At 57.5% G+C, this 2684-nt stretch carries 4 protein-coding genes; all 4 read right to left on the bottom strand.

Annotated elements, in window-relative coordinates; genetic code table 11:
- Positions 1-123: 123 nt before the first annotated feature.
- From iscA to iscR, 4 genes are read right to left on the bottom strand one after another with little or no spacing between them, the layout of a single operon-like run.
- Positions 124-447 carry an iron-sulfur cluster assembly protein IscA gene (gene iscA, locus ACRC1E_RS08365; protein ID WP_438514641.1) on the bottom strand — a complete coding sequence of 108 codons (324 nt, stop codon included), beginning with the start codon at positions 445-447 and terminating at the stop codon, positions 124-126.
- Between the two features lie 9 nt (positions 448-456).
- Positions 457-840 (bottom strand): Fe-S cluster assembly scaffold IscU, encoded by a 384-nt coding sequence (iscU, locus tag ACRC1E_RS08360; protein ID WP_438514640.1) that lies wholly within the window; start codon positions 838-840, stop codon positions 457-459.
- A gap of 57 nt (positions 841-897) precedes the next feature.
- On the bottom strand, positions 898-2115 hold the full coding sequence (locus ACRC1E_RS08355; RefSeq protein ID WP_438514639.1) for an IscS subfamily cysteine desulfurase: 1218 nt from the start codon (positions 2113-2115) through the stop codon (positions 898-900).
- Positions 2116-2146: 31 nt separating this feature from the next.
- Positions 2147-2635 carry a Fe-S cluster assembly transcriptional regulator IscR gene (gene iscR, locus ACRC1E_RS08350; RefSeq protein WP_438514642.1) on the bottom strand — a complete coding sequence of 163 codons (489 nt, stop codon included), beginning with the start codon at positions 2633-2635 and terminating at the stop codon, positions 2147-2149.
- Positions 2636-2684 lie beyond the last annotated feature (49 nt).

The following is a 2684-nucleotide window of genomic DNA, read 5'->3' as shown; positions in this document are numbered from 1 at the left end:
CAGTGCAAAGCATGGCGGCAATGCAAACAGCGCGAAGTAACCTTGGGTGAAGTCGGAATTCATGGCAGCCCTGCAGGAAGATGTCCTGCGATGCAAGCGTCCGGCCTGGGCCGGACGGCGATATCAGACGTTGAAGCTTTCTCCGCAACCACACTCGTTCTTGATATTGGGGTTGTTGAACTTGAAGCCTTCGTTCAGGCCTTCTTTGGCAAAATCAAGTTCGGTACCATCCAGATAGGCGAGGCTTTTGGCATCGGTAAATACCGACACATCATGGCTGGCGAAGGTGATGTCATCGTCACTTGCCACATCAACAAACTCAAGCTTGTAGGCCATGCCCGAGCAGCCCGAGGTTTTGACGCCCAGACGAATGCCCAAACCCTTGCCGCGCTTGGCCAAAAAGTTGCGGATATGGTCGGCAGCAGCCTGAGTCAGTGTGATCGCCATGATATCTCCTTATTGACCGTGTTTTTGCTTGTAGTCGCTGACGGCCGCCTTGATGGCGTCTTCCGCGAGTATCGAGCAGTGGATCTTGACCGGTGGCAGCGCCAGTTCTTCGGCAATATCGGTATTCTTGATGGCCATGGCCTGGTCCAGTGTCTTGCCCTTGACCCATTCGGTAACGAGCGACGACGAAGCAATGGCAGAGCCGCAGCCATAGGTCTTGAATTTTGCGTCTTCAATCACGCCATCGGCACCGACCTTGATCTGCAGCTTCATCACGTCGCCGCAGGCCGGCGCGCCGACCATGCCGGTGCCGACAGTGGCATCGCCTTTTTCGAAGGCGCCGACGTTACGCGGGTTTTCATAGTGGTCGAGAACTTTTTCGCTATAAGCCATGGTGTTTCTCCTTGTTGCAGGCACTGGCCGGACGCTGCCGGCGAGCGCATATCGGTATTAGTGCGCAGCCCACTGTACGGTATTGAGGTCAACGCCGTCCTTGAACATTTCCCACAGCGGGGACAGTTCGCGCAGCTTGCCTATCTTGTCTTTGAGTAGCTTGACTGCGTAATCGACTTCTTCTTCGGTGGTGAAACGGCCGATGGTGAAGCGGATCGAGCTATGCGCCATTTCATCGTTGCGCCCCAGGGCGCGCAGCACATAGGAAGGCTCCAGCGAGGCCGAGGTGCAGGCGGAGCCGGACGACACGGCCAGATCCTTGATCGCCATGATCAGGCTTTCGCCTTCTACGAAATTGAAGCTGACGTTGAGGTTGTGCGGCACGCGCTGCTCGAAGTCGCCGTTGATATAAACCTCTTCCATATCCTTGAAACCGTTCCACAGGCGGTCGCGCAGCATGCGGATGCGTTCGTTTTCGGCATGCATCTCTACGCGTGCAATGCGGAAAGCCTCGCCCATGCCGACGATCTGGTGGGTGGCCAGCGTGCCGGAGCGAAAGCCGCGCTCGTGGCCGCCGCCGTGCATCTGTGCTTCCAGACGGATACGCGGTTTGCGGCGTACATACAGCGCGCCTATGCCTTTAGGGCCATAGGTTTTGTGGGCCGAGAAACTCATCAGGTCGACCTTGAGCTTTTCCAGATCGATGTCGACCTTGCCGGTTGCCTGTGCGGCATCGACATGGAATACGATGCCTTTTTCACGGCACAATTCGCCGATGGCCGGAATGTCCTGAATCACGCCGATCTCGTTATTGACGAACATCACCGACACCACGATGGTGTCAGGGCGGATGGCCGCCTTGAGTACGTCCATGTCGATCAGGCCGTTTTCCTGCACATTCAGGTAGGTCACTTCAAAGCCTTGACGCTCCAGCTCGCGCATGGTGTCGAGGATGGCCTTGTGTTCGGTCTTGACCGTGATCAGGTGCTTGCCGCGGCTCTGGTAAAAATTGGCGGCGCCCTTGAGTGCCAGATTGTTCGATTCGGTGGCACCCGAGGTCCAGACGATTTCCTTGGCGTCACAGTTCACCAGTCGGGCCACTTCTGCGCGGGCATTCTCGACGGCCGCTTCGGCTTCCCAGCCAAAGGCATGACTGCGTGATGCCGGGTTGCCGAATTTTTCGGTCAGATACGGAATCATCATCTCGGCTACACGCGGGTCTATCGGTGTGGTGGCGGAATAGTCGAGGTAGATAGGAAACTTGAGCTGACTCATTATTAAACTCTCCACAGTAGATGCCGGCGCTTCAAAGGGCGCTGGTTGGGGATTCGGCGCGCGCCCTTCTTTGGGCGGGTATGTCGCGCTGATCCTGTATTACGTTGACTTCCTTGGCGTGCTGTTTGTCGACCAGGTCGGCCAGACTCACTTTGGACAGGTAGTCGAATAGGGTGGCGTTCAGCTCGGTCCACAAATCGTGGGTCATGCAGCGCTGGCTGCCACGGCAGTTTTCCTTGCCGCCGCACTGGGTCGCATCCACCGGTTCGTCTACGGCGCTGATAATCTGCGATACCGAAATGAAGGCGGCCTTGCGCGCCAGCGTGTAGCCGCCACCGGGGCCGCGGGTACTTTCCACGATGGCAGAACGCCTGAGCTTGCCGAACAACTGTTCCAGATACGACAGGGAAATGCCTTGGCGCTCGCTGATGCCGGCCAGCGTGACCGGGCCGCCTGCTTCGCGCAGGGCAAGGTCCAGCATGGCGGTAACGGCAAAGCGTCCTTTGGTGGTCAGGCGCATATTGTGGTGTTCTCCCTGTCTTTGCTGCGGTGTGTTTTCGCTATCCGTG

The sequence above is a fragment of the Craterilacuibacter sp. genome, from assembly GCF_051659485.1.
GTDB lineage: Bacteria > Pseudomonadota > Gammaproteobacteria > Burkholderiales > Chromobacteriaceae > Craterilacuibacter.
This window is presented reverse-complemented; position numbering and strand designations above follow the sequence as displayed.